The sequence below is a fragment of the Mesorhizobium sp. M7A.F.Ca.US.010.02.1.1 genome, assembly GCF_004023085.1.
Lineage (GTDB): Bacteria > Pseudomonadota > Alphaproteobacteria > Rhizobiales > Rhizobiaceae > Mesorhizobium.
This window is the reverse complement of record NZ_RZRV01000055.1, coordinates 1-17,472: the sequence shown is the minus strand read 5'-3', so window position 1 is coordinate 17,472 and position 17,472 is coordinate 1. Positions and strand designations below refer to the sequence as shown.

At 59.0% G+C, this 17,472-nt stretch carries 14 protein-coding genes and 3 pseudogenes; 9 read left to right on the top strand and 8 right to left on the bottom strand.

Annotated features, from left to right (window positions below; genetic code table 11):
• Positions 1 to 15 precede the first annotated feature (15 nt).
• From EOA19_RS31660 to EOA19_RS31645, 4 genes are all read right to left on the bottom strand, one after another.
• Positions 16 to 867 carry an electron transfer flavoprotein subunit beta/FixA family protein gene (locus EOA19_RS31660; protein ID WP_063169390.1) on the bottom strand — a complete coding sequence of 284 codons (852 nt, stop codon included), beginning with the start codon at positions 865 to 867 and terminating at the stop codon, positions 16 to 18.
• A gap of 188 nt (positions 868 to 1,055) precedes the next feature.
• On the bottom strand, positions 1,056 to 1,433 hold the full coding sequence (gene nifW / locus EOA19_RS31655) for a nitrogenase stabilizing/protective protein NifW (protein WP_063169389.1): 378 nt from the start codon (positions 1,431 to 1,433) through the stop codon (positions 1,056 to 1,058).
• Between the two features lie 179 nt (positions 1,434 to 1,612).
• The gene (gene nifS / locus EOA19_RS31650; RefSeq protein ID WP_063169388.1) at positions 1,613 to 2,824 is read right to left on the bottom strand and encodes a cysteine desulfurase NifS; all 1,212 of its coding nucleotides are present in this window, start codon (positions 2,822 to 2,824) and stop codon (positions 1,613 to 1,615) included.
• A gap of 347 nt (positions 2,825 to 3,171) precedes the next feature.
• Entirely contained in the window at positions 3,172 to 3,492 is a 321-nt protein-coding gene (locus EOA19_RS31645) for an iron-sulfur cluster assembly accessory protein (protein WP_029356570.1), read from the bottom strand.
• Positions 3,493 to 3,702: 210 nt separating this feature from the next.
• Here EOA19_RS31645 and EOA19_RS31640 point away from each other — a divergent pair, with 210 nt between their 5' ends.
• Together EOA19_RS31640 and EOA19_RS31635 are read left to right on the top strand one after the other, a co-directional pair.
• The gene (locus tag EOA19_RS31640; protein WP_126066777.1) at positions 3,703 to 4,026 is read left to right on the top strand and encodes a hypothetical protein; all 324 of its coding nucleotides are present in this window, start codon (positions 3,703 to 3,705) and stop codon (positions 4,024 to 4,026) included.
• Positions 4,027 to 4,077: 51 nt separating this feature from the next.
• Positions 4,078 to 5,109: pseudogene (locus EOA19_RS31635) on the top strand (ChuX/HutX family heme-like substrate-binding protein); the annotation flags it as partial.
• Positions 5,110 to 5,370: 261 nt separating this feature from the next.
• On the opposite strand, the gene EOA19_RS31630 reads toward EOA19_RS31635, so the two are convergent.
• Positions 5,371 to 6,603, bottom strand: coding sequence for an MFS transporter (locus tag EOA19_RS31630; protein WP_063169386.1), 1,233 nt, complete (start codon positions 6,601 to 6,603; stop codon positions 5,371 to 5,373).
• A 1,487-nt stretch (positions 6,604 to 8,090) separates the two neighbouring features.
• Between EOA19_RS31630 and EOA19_RS31625 the strand changes: the two genes are divergently transcribed.
• From EOA19_RS31625 to EOA19_RS31605, 6 genes and pseudogenes are all read left to right on the top strand, one after another.
• Entirely contained in the window at positions 8,091 to 9,269 is a 1,179-nt protein-coding gene (locus EOA19_RS31625; protein ID WP_063169385.1) for a cytochrome P450, read from the top strand.
• Positions 9,260 to 9,421: pseudogene (locus EOA19_RS36165) on the top strand (ferredoxin); the annotation flags it as partial. The gene EOA19_RS31625 and the pseudogene EOA19_RS36165, both read left to right, overlap by 10 nt.
• A gap of 138 nt (positions 9,422 to 9,559) precedes the next feature.
• The gene (locus EOA19_RS31620) at positions 9,560 to 10,147 is read left to right on the top strand and encodes a nuclear transport factor 2 family protein (RefSeq protein WP_050580531.1); all 588 of its coding nucleotides are present in this window, start codon (positions 9,560 to 9,562) and stop codon (positions 10,145 to 10,147) included.
• 148 nt (positions 10,148 to 10,295) lie between these two features.
• Positions 10,296 to 11,897 (top strand): SDR family oxidoreductase, encoded by a 1,602-nt coding sequence (locus EOA19_RS31615; protein ID WP_063169384.1) that lies wholly within the window; start codon positions 10,296 to 10,298, stop codon positions 11,895 to 11,897.
• A gap of 138 nt (positions 11,898 to 12,035) precedes the next feature.
• Entirely contained in the window at positions 12,036 to 13,088 is a 1,053-nt protein-coding gene (locus tag EOA19_RS31610) for an LLM class flavin-dependent oxidoreductase (protein ID WP_063169383.1), read from the top strand.
• On the top strand, positions 13,075 to 13,701 hold the full coding sequence (locus EOA19_RS31605) for a nitrogen fixation protein NifQ (RefSeq protein ID WP_063169382.1): 627 nt from the start codon (positions 13,075 to 13,077) through the stop codon (positions 13,699 to 13,701). Before EOA19_RS31610 ends, EOA19_RS31605 begins: the two co-directional genes overlap by 14 nt.
• On the opposite strand, the gene rpoN is transcribed toward EOA19_RS31605, so the two are convergent.
• Together rpoN and EOA19_RS31595 are read right to left on the bottom strand one after the other, a co-directional pair.
• On the bottom strand, positions 13,698 to 15,131 hold the full coding sequence (gene rpoN / locus EOA19_RS31600; protein WP_063169381.1) for an RNA polymerase factor sigma-54: 1,434 nt from the start codon (positions 15,129 to 15,131) through the stop codon (positions 13,698 to 13,700). The genes EOA19_RS31605 and rpoN overlap by 4 nt on opposite strands.
• 68 nt (positions 15,132 to 15,199) lie before the next feature.
• Entirely contained in the window at positions 15,200 to 15,733 is a 534-nt protein-coding gene (locus tag EOA19_RS31595; protein WP_063169380.1) for a peroxiredoxin, read from the bottom strand.
• 1,173 nt (positions 15,734 to 16,906) lie between these two features.
• Between EOA19_RS31595 and EOA19_RS31590 the strand changes: the two genes are divergently transcribed.
• The gene (locus EOA19_RS31590; protein WP_199489650.1) at positions 16,907 to 17,179 is read left to right on the top strand and encodes a hypothetical protein; all 273 of its coding nucleotides are present in this window, start codon (positions 16,907 to 16,909) and stop codon (positions 17,177 to 17,179) included.
• A 161-nt stretch (positions 17,180 to 17,340) separates the two neighbouring features.
• Here EOA19_RS31590 and EOA19_RS31585 read toward each other — a convergent pair.
• A pseudogene (locus tag EOA19_RS31585) lies at positions 17,341 to 17,472 on the bottom strand (IS481 family transposase); the annotation flags it as partial.

The window sequence follows — 17,472 nt, the reverse complement described above, 5'->3', positions numbered from 1 at the left end:
TTCTGCTCCTGGCCGTCACGTGCCGCTGTTGAAGGCCAGCTCATGTTCCAGCGCCGGCCGGCGGGTTAAGATATCGGCGATGAGTTCATCGGCTATGTCCTGCAAGCCCCTTTCCGCGGTGTCGATCTGCGCCGCCCTTTCTGCCCGTGCGGTGGGGGCGAAAACACGCTTGACGACTGTAGGCGAGCCACGCAGACCGCACCGGGTGAGATCGTCAATGCCGGCGTCGGCTGCAGTCCACTTCACGACTTGGCTGCGCGCCGCGCACAGAGCCTGCTGGAGCGAGCCCCGGCGGATTTCGTTGGTGTCTTCCAGCATGGTAATGAGGCAAGGGAGTCTGCTCTTCAGCAACTGGGTGCCGCCTTCGGCGCGACGAGCGACTTCGATCTCTCGCGTATCGAGATCGATGGAGGCAATCTTCGCGACATAGGTAAGTTGCGATAAATCTAGGCGCTTGGCTATGCCCGGTCCGACCTGGGCGGTATCGCCGTCAATCGTCTGCTTGCCGGTGAAGACGATGTCCGGCCTGCCGAAAGTCTCCCCAATTTTTGCGATTGCTTGCGAAAGAGCAAAGGAAGTCGCCAGCGTATCGGATCCGGCAAAATAGCGGTCCGTCAAGAGAACTGCTCGGTCAGCACCGTAACCGAGCGCCTTTCGCAGCGAGTCCTCCGCCATGGGCGGACCCATTGTGAGCACAGTAACCTCGCCACCATGAACGTCGCGCAGTTTGAGCGCTTCTTCGAGGGCGAACAGGTCGTAAGGATTGATGATGGTCGGAACACCCTGACGCATGATCGTGTTCGTCACCGGGTGCACGCGGATCTGTGCCGAATCCGGCACCTGCTTGATGCAGACTACGATATGCATTGGCGGTTTCTCTAAGCTCCCAGTCCGGATTCGTGCTTGGCGGTTCACCTCATTGCCTGCATCGTTCATGCCAAGTCGTCTTCCTGCCTCTATTCCAGAAGGTGGCTTCGTTTGCTTCCGAGGAGGCGTCATGAGGACTGGATTTGTCGACTTCTCGACATTGTCGCGTCGCAGCCGTGTCGGGCTCATTACTTTCCGAACCGCTTCAGTGCAGAGTCGAGCGGGACGAAGGCGCGGCCAGGTGCGGGACATATGTTTGGATCGTGGTCCCTTAGCACCTTGAACACACGTTGCGTGAGCGGCGAGGAAGTCGCGAAATCTTCGTAGGCGCGTTCCAGCTTGGCGCGCACCCGCGCGGCGATTACCTGGTTAGGCAGACCGGAGAAATCTTCTTCGGCAAGGTATTGGCCCACGCGCTTCATGATATGGAGCCGCGAGACATTCATCACTTTCGGGTCGTAGGAGACGTCAAGGCAGGCGAAGAAGTCCTCCGCGGCCGACAGGCCCTTCAGTCGCGCTAGGATATCGGTGCGATCGATCGGGCGGCTATCAGCGGAGCAGTTCATTGTATTCTCCCGGCGCGAAATTGTGGTGTCGATGCATTGGTGACATTGCTGACGGCGTGCCGACCTCTGGCACGGCGGCTGGGCAAGAGACTTGGCGATCTCAAGCTTTTCTGAAGTGGTGAAGGCGACCCCGAGTTTAACTGCTCTCCTTGCGCAGGGTCGTCACGTTGAGGAAGACCTCACGGCTCGTCGGCTATTGTGCCGCTCGGACCCGGGCCGGAATGAAGCTGTTCTGCACCTCGCCCGCACAGTCCAGCACTGGGAACGGCCCGTAGCTTCTCGGTGATCGCAGGCAGGACCTCAAGCACGCGGTCTACGTCATCTTCGCCGTTGTCACGCGACAAGGAGAAGCGGACTGCCCCACATGCCGCGTTCATAGCGATCAGAACATGGCTCGGTTCCAGTGAGCCAGAGGCACAGGCGGACCCGGCGGAACAGGCGATTCCCAGCCGGCTCAGGACAATTGGAATTGCATCGCCTTCGATACCTTCGAATCCAATGTTTGCAGTGTTTGGCAATCGCTCTTGCGGATCGCCGTTGATGGATGTGTTTGGGATGCGCTGGATGATCCCGTTCTCAAGGCGGTCGCGCAACCATTTTATTCGTTTTGTCTCGTCCATGAATTTCAAGGCGAGTTCGGCCGCCATGCCCAGTCCGACTATGCCGGGTGTGTTTTCAGTGCCTGCACGCCGGTCGCGCTCTTGGTGCCCACCCTTGATCATGGAGGAGAAGCGCACGCCACGTCTTACATAAAGCGCGCCTATCCCCTTTGGACCATGCAGCTTGTGGGCGGAGAGCGACAGCATGTCGATCGCGGTCGATTTCAGCTCAATCGGAAGCCTTCCGACCGCCTGCACTGCATCAGTGTGGAAAAGCGCGCCGACTTCCCTGGCTAGATCGGCAAGCTTAACCACGGGAAAGATCGTACCGGTCTCATTGTTCGCCCACATTATCGAGACGATTGCCACTTGTGGGGTGAGGGCGGTTCTGTAGGCGTCCAGGTCGAGCCGGCCGTAGTGATCGACTGGGATAATGTGCACCTTGACGCCGCGCGTCTTCTCAAGGTGCGCGCACAACTTCAGAACGGCCGGATGTTCAACCGCGGAAGTCACTATTTCCGTTCGGTCGGGCATCACCTCCAGCGCCGAAAGGATGGCTGTACTGTCGCTTTCAGTCCCGCCCGAGGTGAAGATGATCTCGTCCTCGAATCCCGCGCCGATGAGGGCTTGCAACTGTTGCCTCGCCTTTCTCACGGCTTCAGCAACCGATGCGCCATAGGCGTGCATGGACGAATGATTGCCAAATTGCTCCGTAAAGAAAGGCAACATCGCTCCAACGACTGCAGGATCAACCCGCGTCGTTGCGTTGTTGTCGAGATAGACAGGGTTCATGGGAGTGATCCTTCAACTGCTGAAATGATTCAAGGGTAGTCGGGCCATTGAACCTCTGGCGCATATCGTATCTGGTAAGGTGGGCGGCCGGGGGAGCGATGGCTTGGCTGACCGGTCGCTGTCGACATTGCCCTTTGGTGGCGGCATCCGCCGGGAATTCAGCTGTTTCGGGCAATTTTGTTTGCTTGCCCACGGCAACGATCGATGATCGCGATTTGGTGCATCACCGAACGCAATTGTTCCGGGCCGACAGTGCGTGTCGGCCGGTTCCAGAGCGCCGGCGGTTACCGGTTCGACGCAGTATTCCTTGGCGTCGCTATAGTCGAACATAGCCTGTTCCCTCGCAATCATTTGCAGGACTTGCCGCAGCCGCACGTCTCACGCGCATTGGGGTTATCGAAAACAAAGCCGGATGTTTCGAGCCCAGTGACGAAGTCCACGGTCATGCCGGCGGCATGGGGTTGGGAGCCTCTATCCATGAACACCTTGAGCCCATCTCGCTCGATGATCGCATCGCCCTCACGTGAGACGCTCTCCAGGCCCATTGAGTATTGGAAGCCGGCGCAGCCGCCGGCATGGACCATGATGCGAAATCCTTCCGCCGGCTCGCTGGCGCGGTAAAGAGCGGCCTTGATGGCGGCAACAGCGTTGTCGGTGAGCGTAATCATGGCTCGATTTCTCCTCGGTCCGGCGTTTTCGTGGATCATCTCGCATGGACCGTGCCAAAGGGAAGACGTGTCAAAAACCGTAGGACATCCCGACGTCTCTTATGCTCGATTGCTGGGGAGACGTCCGACAACCGACACTTACTGTCGGGTTTGTCGCGTCCGCGTCACAGGAAGGGCGCCTGAGTTCGCGATGCACTCACGCGTAAAGCAATGAACAGAGCCAAAGATGTTCAGAGCTTGCCGCGGAGCAACTGGCACGATTTTTGTGAAGCCTTCGTTGCGGCGGCAAAATTGCCGGCCGATTCACCTTTGGGTTGCCCTCGCAATCGAAGAACGAAGGAAAGCAATATGATCCATCAGACCCGCCTTGGTGGGAAAGCAGCACCGCCGGTGGTACCCGAATGCTCGATCGGCCGATTGGCGCCGACCACCCAACAATCGCTCGCTACCGGCGATTGGCCGCTGACCGCCCGGAGACAGGATTCGACTGGCATGTGCCTGACGATCGATCGCGTCCGCCGTGCACATCCCTGAGGCCCGTTTTTCGATCGATCGTCAAAAGAAGAACGGGGCAGGGGTAAAAACATGGATCAGCGCAAGAAGCGGTCGCCCAACGAAATCCGGCGTGCGTGGGAAGTCTGTCCGAACATTCCCGCGCGTGATTTCGCCGCCCAATTGGCCATTTCGGAAGCGGAACTGGTCGCGGCCCATTGCGGTTTCGGCGCGGCACGCATCGACCCGCGCGTCAATCACCTTCTGACGGGCCTCGAATTCGTGGGCGAAGTGACGGCGCTGACCCGCAATCAAGGTGCCGTGCACGAAAAGATTGGCGTCTTCAACAGAGTGATAACCGGCAACAATCACGCCATGGTCCTTGGTGACGAATTCGACCTTCGCGTCTTCCCGCAGGCTTGGAGGTATGGTTTCGCTGTTGAAAGGCGCCATCGCGGCGGAATCCAGCGCAGTTTGCAATTCTTCGACGCCGCCGGCGCAGCAGTGCATAAGGTGCATCTCAGGCCGGTCTCCAACCTTCATGCCTATCGAAAGCTGGTGGCCGAGCTCGTATCCGCCAACCAGGAGCCGACCATGTCGCTTAAGGCGAGAGTAGCCGACCTGGGCGCGAGGACTGCGGACTGGGCCGGCACGGTGGACGACCTACGCGAGTACTGGAGCCGGCTGACTGACGTCAACCTTCTAAAGACGCTCAAGCTCAGCCGCTGCCAGGCTTTGCGCATGGTCGGCCAGGATTACGCTTGGCTGCTCGACAATGCCGCAGTTGGCGCCGTGCTCCAGCGTGCGGCCGAAGACGAATTGCCGATCATGTGCTTCGTCGGCAACCGAGGTTCTATCCAGACCCATTCCGGCTTAATCAAGTCGGTCAAGCAGATCGGGCCGTGCATCCATGTGCTGGACGAAACGTTCCGGCTGCATCTCAGGACCCACCAAATCCGTGAGGTTTGGGCCGTGCGCAAGCCGACCAATGACAGTCACGTCACCTCGCTCGAAGCATATGGGTCCGACGGCAAGATCATCATCCAGTTGTTCGGTGCGCGCAAGGAAGGCGAACGCGAGCGCGACGACTGGCGGGTTCTGGCGGAAAACCTGCCTCGTTTCCCCGACAGCTACATGAGAAAAGACCGATCGTCGTCGGTGGGACGCCGGCGCCCATCTGCCTCCGCAGCCAGTAGCCGGGCATTGAAGCCGAGACCGGGGACACGATGACGCAATAAGCGCGCTGTATTATCGCAACGCGATGAGCAGGAAGCAATTTGGCGCTGCCCCATCGACCGCATGGTTACGACGAAGCCGCGGCCTTTGGGCCGAGCTCAGAGGTGACAATAGCGTGAACGCCGCCGACCGTCACTCCCCACCAGGCGGTCAGGTTTTGCGGTTCGGGCCGAGCAAAAATACTGTCAAGACAGCGAGGAACGTGGCAACCGCGCTGTAGACAAAGACACTGGCAATACCCGTGTGATCCACCAATAGGCCACCGCAAGTTGTGCCGGCTGCGATGGCCACTTGGAAGGTTATGACCATCAGTACACCAGCGCTCTCGGCCTGTTTCGGAGCGGCGCGTAGCACCATCCATGTCTGCAATCCGACCGGGACCGCGCCAAAAGCAAAGCCCCATACGGCAACTGCAATTGCCGAGGTCAAGGCCGATGCTCTCATGGTCAGGAGCGAGACAGCGGCTACGGCAATGAGCAGGGGCGGCAGGGCCGCGACCGCCTTGAGACTGTGTTTGGTGAGGAATGCGCCGGCTAAATTGCCGAAGACGCCGGCCGTGCCAAAAGCAAGGAACACGAGCGGGATTGACTTCTTGTCGAGCGCAGGAACGCTCTCGAGAAAGGCGCGGATGTAGGCGAAGCTGGCAAAATGGCCGGAAGCGACCAATAGCACGACTAGCACCGCAACCTTCATCGCCGGATTCTTCGCGACATCCAGCGGACTGCGGAATCTGCGCACTTCGATCGGAGGCAGTGGCGGAATGGTTACGAGTTGCACGAGCAGCGCAACGGCACTCACGATTGCGGCGACCTTGAACGAGGCTCGCCATCCCCAAATGTCACCGACATAAGCGCCGATTGGAGCCGCGCAGACGGAGGCGACAGAAACGCCGGTGAGGATGACCGACATGGCGCGCGGCATGAGGTGACTTGGAACCAGCCGCATCGCCAACGCTGCCGAAATTGACCAAAAACCACCAAGCGATATGCCAAGGACGACGCGTGCCGCCAGCAAAACCGGCAGCGACCCCGCAACCTCCGCCAGAACGTTCGACAGGATCAGCAGGAGCGTCATCGCCCAGATGACGACCCTGCGGTCCAGACGCTTTGTCACGATGGCGATTATCGGTGCCGAGATCGCCGCGACGATTGCGGCCGCTGTTAGCGCCTGTCCAGCCGTGCCCGTGGTGATACGGAGATCATGCGCGAGCGGTGTCAGAACGCTGGCGGGCAGAAACTCTGCCGTCACAAGCCCGAAGGTGCCGAAGGAAAGCGAAATGATGGCACCCCATGCAGGGCCAGAACGTTGATAGGGACTTTCTGGGTCAAGCCGATCTCGGTCGAACAAAGCCGCGTCCACTAAATCTGTCGCCGATTCGGTCATGAATGAGTTCTCCGGCTAGGAGCTGTTGCAGCAGGGGTGGCTACATCGCCGGGGATCAAAGCCGCGAGACCTTCCGGCGGCGGCCAGTCGGCATCAGTCGAGGCCTCGGAGCCCGACGCATCCGAGGCCTCATCGGAGGGCCGACGGACCCAACCGTCGACAATGCGGGAGAGTTCTCGGCGCGGTCGCATCGATCGCATTCGTCGAAGTGCGGTCTGTTCACTGCGAACCAAGCAAGCCGAACGCGGTGTCCTCGATCGAGGCCTTGATGGGGGGATGATCGACGATCTCTATATTGCTTTGAAGCAGGAAGTTCCGTCGCCATATGTGGTTATCCTGGCAGCCAGAATTGAGCGGTTGTCGCAAGCACCAAGGCGGTCGCAATGAGTGCAACGAGGCGGAAGTCTGATCGATGGCTGCGGTTCGATGGCCGCGCGATCGACAAAATTGAGGTGATGAGTTATCCCTTTTGAAGCCGTTGCTCCCAATTCTGGGATAAGGTAATTGCAGGCGGTCCCAGCAACGTCGGGCGGCCTTTTTGGTGATCGAATTCATGGGACGACACTCTCGGTCCGTGACGCATCTGCGAATGACTCCGCAAGTTCCGTGCCATCAACGACAAATCTGGCTCTGCTGAGCGGGTGGTGGAGGCACGAGCGTGGGCTATCCCAAGAGCTTGCCGCAAGGTTGTTCGAAGTTGAGGTGCCGGATAGACCGCAAATATGTCGGGCGGCCTGGGGTTGGCCAACACGAAGATGCGCAAGTTCAAAAGGACGAGCTGAACCCTTGCCGATATCCATCCGAGGCTGATCTGGAGAAGGTCAAGAACTGCGTCTTGAAGGCTTCCGCCGCACCGGCAAATGCTAAGCCAAGGTGCTGGGCAAGATGGACAGGGCCATCCAACCCGTCGACTGGACGCTCATTAATGGCGTCGGTGTGGCTCTGTAGCTGGCGAGAAAAACGCCCTGCTGAAAGACAAAAGCTCGTGTGGCCGGCTCTGAAGGACGGCCAATGAGGCATGCGAGGAGAGGCTATAGTCCATTCGTGTAGACTGATCTTGTCCTACGGAGGCGGCTAACCACCCCGCCAGACATCATCGAGGGGAGCGCCACTAGGCTCACCCCAAGTGTTGGTCGTTTCCACCTGGTGACCTCGGCCAAGTCACCAAGCCGCTTAGCGCAAGCTTTCGAACTGGATGCTCCCCGGGCACATGATCGGCTAGCGATCCCACCAGTTGAGTTGCTCCAAGTCGCTGTCTAGCATTCTACATTCTGTGTCCGACGCTGGACAAGAATGTTGCAATCCCGACCAGCAAGTCAGCGCAGGCGCCACCTGTTGCCCAGCAAACGGCAAGGATTATCGAAAGACGAATTCGGCACGGAGCTTGCACCGACGATTGCATGCAAATGCCGACAGCATCTCATGAACGGTCTCTCGATTCTGGCGCGGTTAAATCGCGGCCGGTTCCAGATCATGTCCCGCCCGAAATGGTGAGGGACTTCAACCTGTTTACGTCGCCCGGCATGTTGCCGACGGCTAACGGGGATCCGCATGCAGCGGTTGCTTGCGTTCATGCCGGGCCTCCGATCTTTTATTCAACCAGCAACACGCGCGACGGTCGGGGTACCTGGGTCATCACTCGCGCGAGCGACCAGCGCCGGGTGCTGCAGGACACCGAAACGTTTTCCAGCCATCGCAGCATCTTCGCCTCTGTGCTCGGCGAGAGCTGGCCGATGATCCCGCTTGAGCTCGATCCGCCATTCCACGGTGTTTTTCGCTCACTGCTCAATCCGCTGCTTTCGCCAAAGCGGGTAATGGCATTGGAGCCGGCTGTCCGGGAACGAGCGATCAAGCTGATCGACAGGATCGCCGCATCAGGCACGAGCTGCGACATCATGAAGGATTTTGCAGTTCCGTTCGCGGTCAATATCTTCCTTCGCTTTATTGGGCTTTCGGACAACGGACTAGAAACATTTGTCGGCTGGGCTAGAGATCTGCTCCACGGCGATAAGGAGCAACGACCACCCGCAGCCCGGACGATCGTGGCCTTCATCGACGAACTTGCCACCGAGCGCCGCAAGGAGCCGGTCGATGATTTCATGACCTTCATCGTGAAGGCAAAGGTCGAGGGTCGTCTGCTCAGTGACGAAGAAGTCCGTGGCATCGGCGTGCTTGTGTTCGTCGCGGGACTCGACACGGTCTCAGCAGCCATATGCTTCGACTTGGCCCATCTCGCGCGCAACCCCAAAGATCAGGAATTGCTACGAAGCGAACCTGACCGGATTGCCGTCGCTGCGGAAGAATTGCTGCGCGCCTATTCGACCATTCAGATGATCCGAGTGGCAACGAAGGATGTCGACTTCAAAGGCGCGCCGATCCGCAAGGGAGATTATGTTTCCTGTGCCACGATGATTGCCAATCGTGACCCGGCGGAATTCGAATGCCCGAATGAGATCGATCTGGCGCGCGAGGACAACCGGCACGCTGCCTTTGGCTATGGTCCCCATCGTTGTCTTGGCTCACACCTTGCCCGGCGGGAGATTGTCATTGGCCTGGAGGAGTGGCTGGCGCGCATCCCAGCCTTTCGGATCAAGACAGGGACTGAACCTATCACCTTCGGCGGCCATGTGTTCGGGATCGAGAATCTGATCCTGGAATGGTCCTGAAGTTTCAGCCAACGACATTGGAGTTCGCTATGCGTGTCGTCGTACATAAAGCCAGATGCCAGGGTCATGCGCGCTGCTGGGCGCGGGCGCCGAGAGTCTTCAAGCTTGATGACGCCGGCTACATCTTGCCCGGTGATATTGATGTTGCCGATGGGGAGCAACTGCTTGCCTCAAAAGGGGTACGAGCCTGCCCCGAACAAGCTCTGGAAGTTGACGAGCCCCCCGCTAACTCAGTTGTAGAGAGAGACACACGCAAAGTGCAGACTGGCATCGGGAAGGACAAAACAATCATACAATTCGCGACAGACCCTGTCGACCACGCGAAAATTACCGAACTGCGTGACCGAGAGGCGATCCGCAACTGCCTGTATCGGTACTGCCGCGGGATAGACCGCGCCGATGAGGCGGCGCTGCGTAGCGCATACTGGCCCGAAGCGTATGACAGGCACGGTCCCTATTGCGGACCGGCAGAGGACTTCATCCAATTTGCTCTCGGTCTGCCGGGGCACCGTAACATCCATCAAATCACGAACAGCCTGATCGACTTCATCAGTTCAGCAGAGGCCGCGGTCGAGAGCTATTTCACCGCGCTGCAACGCGGACCGGATACAGACCAAGAAATACGTCAGACGCTGCTTTGCGGCCGTTACTGCGATCTGTTTCAGAAGAGGCAGGACGAGTGGCGAATTGCGGAACGGACAGTCGTCTACGATTGGGTTGAGGAGCAAATCCCGCCAGCGATTCTTGAGGCAGATAGGTTCGGCCGGCGACAGCCGATTGGAGCACCACATCCAGACGATCCCATCTACCAGTTGCTCAAGGGTCACATCCCCACCGACCAAGATGGCGTCGAGGGTCCCCAACTGGGAGCTGCATAAGTGGGTAGGAATGGAGGATGAGCGCCCTACGGGAACGACATCTGTGTGGGGCCGCGACTGGCGGTCACTGCAACGATTTGGCTCGGCCCTTCATTCCGCCCAAGGTTGATGGGCTGAGATCACAAGCGGTCATCGTGGAGAAGCTCTCGTGAAACTGGCAGCACGCACCGTAATCATCACAGGCGCTGCGGGCGGGATCGGCCGTGCCCTGGTCGATATCCTTGCCGCGGACGGAGACACTGTAGTTGCGGTGGACCTTCCGGGCAGTGGTGTGGTTGAACTGGCTCGGGATCTCGGGTCGCCGCACGTCGGTCTGGAGTGCGATGTGTCGCGAGAGAAGGACATGCTCTCACTTTTCGGCCAGGTCGAAGCACGGTTCGCGCAAATCGATGTCCTCATCAACAATGCGGCGGTTGGACCCACGATGGATAGGATCATCGACACCGCTGTCGATACCTTCCGACGCGGCGTGACAGTGAACCTTATTGGGCCATTCGTTATGGCCCGGGAAGCGGCGCGGCGCATGAAGCCGGGCGGTGCGATCGTCAATGTGGCTTCGATGGCGGGCGTGGTCGGCAATCCCAGGCGCAACGCCTACGCAGCCTCGAAAGCTGGCGTGATCTCGTTGACAAAGTCCCTTGCATGCGAGTGGGCTATGCGAGGAATCCGCGTCACGGCGGTGGCGCCGGGCTCCGTCCGCACCCCAATGGTCACAGAACTGGCACGCGCTGGCAAAATGGACCTCGCGGCGATACGCCGCCGCGTGCCGATGGGGCGCTTGGCTCGCCCCGACGAGATCGCCAGGGTCGTGCGTTTTCTGAGCAGCACGCAGGCGCGCTACATCACCGGCTCGGTGCTGGCAGTCGACGGAGGCTGGATGTCATTCAACCAGCCGGGGGATGCTCACCCGCCGGTGGATGGTGCGCTCCAAGCCGAGCTCTCCTGTCCGGCCGAATGCACAGATGCGCGAATCGTGCTCGTCACCGGTGGCGCAAAAAGCATTGGCGCGGCCGTCGCTCGCCGCTTTGCCGCGAACGGCGACACCGTCGTGATTGCTGATAAAGATGGCACTGCAGCGGCAGAGCTGGCTACATCGCTCCCCGGCAAGCATCTGGCGAAATCGCTGGACGTGGCCGTCGAGAGCGATGTGGTGTCGATGTTCGAAGAACTGAGGGGACGCTTCGGGTATATCGATGTTCTGGTCAATAGTGCTGATACCGCCGACAGGATTGTGCCTGCGATCGAGCAACTGTCGAAACAGCTCGAACACGTCCTGGATGTCAACCTTACCGGCGCCTTCACCTGCGCGCGCGAAGCGATCAAGGCTATGCGCCCGGGCGGCGTGATCCTCAATCTCGGGTCGATCGACAGCTTTCTGCCGTTCGCGCCGCGCCATGCCTACGGCGCCTCCAAGGCGGGGATGGATATGCTGACCCGTTGCATGGCGGCCGAACTCGGGCCGGTCGGAATTCGGACAGCCACCGTCGCTCCTGGCCACATCCGCACGCCCGCACTTGCTCAGTTGGCCAAAGCCGGCCGCATCGACCTGACAGCAATCGGACGACGCATCCCCATGGGCAGGATGGGACGGCCAGAAGACGTCGCAGATGCATCGTTCTTCCTTGCTTCGTCTGACGCCTCATACATCAACGGCTCGATCCTCTACGTGGACGGCGGCTGGACCTCGTTCGGTGATGCGGGAAACGCCAGCGAGCTCTATGACGAATGTTTTGCGGAGGCCGCAGGTTAATTGCCAGGCCTTCGCAGGGCGACCGGCCGAGCATTATGAAGCCTCGGCTCCACGACGCACCTGAGGTGCTTGAGATCCAAGCATGCGCATGCCGAGCACATTCCCGGTCGGCTGACGTGTCTATAACGAGGAGAAATCATGGAATTTGCCACTTTCATTCTGGCCGCCCAGCGTGGCTATCACCAATCCTCAGAAAGCGTCATCCGCAACTCCATCGAACAGGCCGTCGCTTCGGAGCAGGCTGGGTTCAACACCGCGTGGTTTGCTGAGCACCACTTCAACAATTACAGCCTCATACCATCCCCGCTGATGATGGTGGCGCACTGCGGCGGCTTGACAAGCACGATTCGCCTGGGCACTGCCGTCTGCGTGCTGCCGCTTTACCAACCGCAGCGCCTGCTGTCCGAGATCGGCTTCGCCGACATCGTTGCGAACGGCCGTCTCGAGCTCGGCGTAGGCTTGGGATACCAGCAGTTCGAGTTCGAACGGTTCGGCGTGGACATCGATGAGGCGCCGGCCGTCTTTTCGGAATACCTGGACATCATTCTCAAGGGCCTCAACCAAAACGTCTTCGAACACGACGGCCAGTATGAGAAGATCCCCCCAACAGCGATTTCGGTCCGCACAGTCCAGCAGCCGACGCCGCCTATCTGGATCGCTGGCGGAGCCGCACGGATGGCTCGGGCCTACCGCGAGGGGCACAATTTTTTTGTCACAGCCTTCCACGACGGCTTAGAGACTTTGACCACACTGCGTGAATCAGTCGAGAGGGCGGCGGCATCCGAGGAAAAGAACGTCACCGACGTCAAGATATCGCTGCTGCGCTGCTGCTATGCCAGCCACGACGAGTTGGAGATCAACAGCTATCTCGACAATGCCCGCTTCCAGCGCCGGCTTTCTGAAGCCCTGCATCAGCGTCGCCAACAGAGCCACGATGGCTACCTGCTGCAGGAGACACCGACCCAGCAGGATCTGTCCTTCGAGACCATGCGCAAAAATTTGCCGATTGGCAGCGTAAATCGCGTGATTGATCGCCTGCTGGAAGAGATCGATATCTTGAAACCGGACCAGATCGCAGTTCAGACTCAATTGGGCGACTTCGACCAAAAGACGATGCTGCGCCAGATCGAGCTCTGGGGCGACAAGATCATCCCTGCGGTCAACAAGGCGCTTTGTCATGCCGGAAGCTGAAGCCGGCCGTTACGATGATGGCTGCCTATCCAGCGCGCAATGGCGTGGGTCCGAGCTAGGGAGGAGCTTCGATCAGCATGTGCTGCCCTGCGTACATTCACGTTCGCTTGAGGAGGTCCAGGCGGGCGAGGTGTTGGCGACGGAGGGGACAGGCCTTTCGTCTGTCGAATTGCGTGATGTCTTGGCCGCAACTTTCCCGTCTACCTCCAGCAGCGTATTCGCTTTGGAGGAGTTGAGCGAGCCCGAGCCGGAACTGGAAGAGGAACTGCTACGCCGGCTGCTGCTAGCGCATGCTGCGCCGGCCGACCCGGCGAGCGCCCGCTTGGCCAAGATCATCGCCCGGCGTGCGATGCGCATGGACCATCTTTGGCGGGATCTTGGCCTCTCAAATCGCGCTGAGCTCAGCCGCCTGCTTGCCAGACATTTTCCCGCGCTGGCGGCAGGCAACACAGAAAACATGAAATGGAAAAAGTACTTTTACCGCAAGCTGTGTGAGGCCGAAGGCTTTTCGTCATGCACAGCACCCAGTTGCGGGGAATGCCATGACTTCGAAAGCTGCTTCGGCCCGGAGGAAGTTGAGAGTCGCCTCTCGCCGACCACGAATGTCGGTTAGTCACTTCGCTTGATCGCAGCTGCGGACAAACGCTTATCGCGGCGCCGTCGTATGGAGGAAGGGATGTTCATCGCCTCGCGATATTTGGTGACGGTACGGCGAGCGACATCGATGCCGGTCTCCTTGAGTTGAGCAACGATGTCTTCGTCGGAATGTACCTTGTCGAGCGATTCTTCGGCTATGATTGCCTTGATCCGATGGCAGACAGCTTTGGCGGAGTGCGCATCGCCGCCCTCGCAGGATGCGATTGGCGCAGCGAAAAAATACTTCAGCTCGAACACCCCGCGCGGAGTCAACATGTACCTGTTCGAAGTCACCCGGCTTACCGTCGACTCGTGCATGCCGATCTCGTCAGCGACATTTTTGAGACAGAGAGGCCGCAGATGGGCGGCGCCGTGTGTAAAAAAGGCATCCTGCTGGCGCACGATTTCGGTCGCAACCTTAAGGATCGTCTTAGCGCGCTGCTTGAGACTGCTGATCAGCCAGTTCCCTTTTTCCTGGCAATTGTCGAGAAACGCTTTGCCTTCCGGATTTTGCTTGGTCAGCTGCGAGATTTCGGCGACATAGGTGTGGTTGATCAACACTTTGGGCAGCGTGGCCGGATCAAGCTCCACCCGCCATCCACCTTCGGACTTGGGCATTACCCAGACGTCCGGTACGATGGTTTCCGGCGTCCCGGACTGGAACCGGTCTCCAGGCTTGGGATCGAGCGCGCGGATTTCGTTCCTCATGTCGAGGAGATCCTCCTCGTCGACTCCGCAACGCTGCTTCAATCCCTGAAAATCCCCCCGTGCAAGCATCTCGAGATTGGCGACCAAAGCTGCCATAGCCGGGTCGAACCGGTCTTGCTGGCGCAGCTGAATCTCCAGGCATTCGCTGAGAGTTCGCGCAAAAATGCCCGGCGGATCAAATTGCTGCAAGATTCCGATGACCCGTTCCACATCAGCTTGCCGAACGTTTAACGTCCTGGCCAGATCGAAAAGGTTTACCTGAAGATAGCCAGTGTCCTCCAGATGAGCGGCGAGCTGTCCGGCAATCAGCCGCTCCTGGGGGGTGAACGGGTTGAGGGCGACCTGGCGGGCGACATGGTCGTGCAATGTTTCGGTGTGGGCGGTAAACTCCTCGACGGCAGGTCGATCGTTGCCGCTACTGCGTTGCGACTTCCATTGCCCGCGCCCGCCAGACGGCCCGCCAATGGGCGATTCGCCGATTTCGCTTCTGCTTTGACTGCTCCGCTGATCCACCCCTGGCAGCGGCGAATCGTCGTCAAACGGGTCAGGCTTCAAAACGGGGTTCTTCTCGAGTGCCTGCTGCACGAGCTGATGGAGTTCAGTATGCGTCAATCGCAGCAAGCGAATAGCTTCAATGGCTTGAGGCGATAAGACCATACGTTGCTTCTGGCGTTGAAGCAGGCTTGCTGAGAGATGCATGTTGAACCGTGATCTGCCGAGGAGGCTCTAGTGTGTGCTTGGGTTGTGTGAGACTTTCCACTTCTGGGTCATGCCGCCGCCTTCAATTTGTCGAGAACGTTTTGCGGGGATGAAACGCCATAGGGGTCCGTCTCGCAGTTGTCACAGAAGCCTTCCTCCTCGAACCACTGCTCCACCACGCCATCGTCGATCAGAGCGGCGTATCGCCAGGAGCGCATGCCAAAGCCCAGATTGTCCTTCGCGACCAGCATGCCCATTTTGCGCGTGAACTCGCCCGACCCGTCTGGGATCAGCTCGATCTTCTGCAGCCCCAAGGACTTTCCCCACGCATTCATGACGAAAGCATCGTTGACCGAGACGCAGTAGATCGCGTCAATTCGCAGTTCCAGAAATTGATCATAGAGTTTTTCGAAATCGGGCAGTTGGAAGGTCGAGCAGGTCGGGGTGAAGGCGCCAGGCAGCGAGAACAGGATGATGCGCTTGCCCCCGAAATAATCGTCGGAGGTCTTGTTCTCCCACTGATAAGGATTTGGCCCCCCGATCGACTCATCGCGAACACGCGTGCGAAAGGTCACGAGAGGAACGTTCTTTCTATAGGTCATTGATTTGCTTCCAGGCCAAAGTGGTACGGTGCATTTTTCGGTTAAACTGAAGCGGCATCGACTTCGGTCGACAGTTCCGGCAGCCTCGCGCCTTGGCGTGGTTGCCTCGGACCGGTCTTGTGCAAGACCGCCCCCGAGCAGGCACGTTTAACGGCGACGAGCTTCCGCGGAGACGGGGAATTTTGCTCGCGTGCTTTATCGAGCTTTGAGAGGTAGGCATGGTCTGCAACCGTGATTTTGACTGCGTTCTATCGACCGAGTCGCAAGCGCCATGCCAATTGACCCGATGCCTTGGGTTCACTTCGGTTTTTGCAGCAACTTTCGTGTTGTGCAGTAATGCCGGTCGATATTATTGCTCAAGCAGCACTGGAAATTGGGTGCGACTCCGTTCGGCAAACCCGGCCTTTGTCCGAAGCCGGACACGAATGTCGGAAATAGCCAAACGCCAGGATCTGGGGCGGGTTAAGAAACGTTGCCGTGGGCACCGGCTTCAGCACAATTGCGCCACGCGAGCATGGCTCCCAGCGTCAATGCCGTGCAGCAGCGAGACGAAGTCACTGCAGAATATCAACCTCTGCGAAGTCGTTGAAACCCAGCATGTGCGAGCCGTTCGAGGCGCAGATCAAGGCATGCTCGAGGAAGAGCTCGTGCTCTCGGCAGCAAGTGTTGCGACGTCTGACAAGGATCGTCGCGCTTCAAGGAAAAGAACCTGAATGGTGCACGGCTTGTGAAGGCCGGCGCATGGAAATGGCTGGGCTGATCATCCTCCATGAGGGTTGAATGAAGAGCTGGCCCCTATCTCCCTCAGCTGCAACGGGGGGAGATAGGGCATGTCCGTCTATCGCGCTGGGTAACATTCCTCGGTGATGCAATAAGGGGGAGCAATTTCTCATTTCGGCAGACACGACCCAGCTCTCCTTTCATGCGCTGATTCCCCCAGGGGAAATCGCGACTCCAGGCTTCCTATGCAGCGAATCGCGGTGCTGTCCGATGTCCGACAATGTCGGATGCGGATCGTAGCTGGGCTAGATCCGTCACTTTGCCTCGATGGTTTCCCACTGGCCTTATATCTGCTTCGCCCAAATGCGGCGACATAACCTGTGCGGCATCTGTGAATGGATCGACTTCAATCGAGACCTCGGAGGTCCCGATGCGCGAAGGGAGCTTGCCGATATGACGGCCACCATAGCGAACCACGGTCCGGACGACGAGGGGACTTGGATCGGCGGGCCTGCGGCGCTGGGACACCACCGCCTGGCAATCATCGATATCCAGGGCGGCCGCCAGCCGAGGATGCTCCAGGGGGATGGCCGACCTGACTTGGTGCTCGTCTACACGGGTGAGACTTACAACTACCGCGAGCTGCGTCAACAGCTGGCCGGCCTAGTCCATCGCATGAACACGAGCAGTGACACCGAGGTGGTGCTGCACCGCCCCCGCGAGTAGGGCTCTTCGGCGGGTACACTTTTTTCACGAAATCCGTGAATGTTTCTCGCGACATCATCCCGCAATCGGTGGTGCAGCGGGTGAAGAGCCCGTATCCGGCTATCCAGAATGCCGCCTACGACAAAATACTACGTACGCGGTTCACTGTGATGCTGGACGACCTAGTTGTGGAGCTTCAACAGGTTGTCCTCGATCAGGGCGAGGCGACTGATAGGCGTTTTTGACTTTAGGCTGCCATGTGGACGATGCCAATTGTATCTGTGCAGCCAGACAGGCAGTTCGGCGGCACGATG